The organism is Blastomonas sp. CCH1-A6, from assembly GCF_001556365.1.
Classification (GTDB): domain Bacteria; phylum Pseudomonadota; class Alphaproteobacteria; order Sphingomonadales; family Sphingomonadaceae; genus Blastomonas; species Blastomonas ursincola.
The window spans coordinates 1-298 of record NZ_LSIS01000255.1; the positions used below are offsets into that span (position 1 = coordinate 1).

Consider the following 298-nt stretch of genomic DNA (forward strand, 5'->3'; position numbering starts at 1 on the left):
GCGCCCCTATCTCGGCCTGTGGCGCGGGCTCGAGGCGCGGATAGAGCGGGCGGTCTATTACGATCTGGTCGAGCTGGCGCTCGAGGAGGCTGGCGAGGCCGATACCAGCCTGCCGATCTGGAGCGACGGCACCTGCTTCCGGCTCGACCGGATCGAGGACGCATGAGCCTGTACGATCGCCTGGCCGAGGCGCTTGCCGTCAGCCAGGGCATGGAATCGATCGACGAGGCGCATATCCGGCCTGACCGGGGTGTGCACATTCCCGCCGCCGTGCTGATTGCGATCACCGACCGCCCGC

Annotated in this window: 1 protein-coding gene; it reads left to right on the top strand. The window is 68.5% G+C overall.

Annotated elements, in window-relative coordinates:
- Positions 1–166, top strand: a 166-nt coding sequence (locus AX735_RS12270; RefSeq protein ID WP_156447494.1) for a DUF1285 family C-terminal domain-containing protein, incomplete at its 5' end; no start/stop codon positions are given.
- Positions 167–298: the final 132 nt, after the last annotated feature.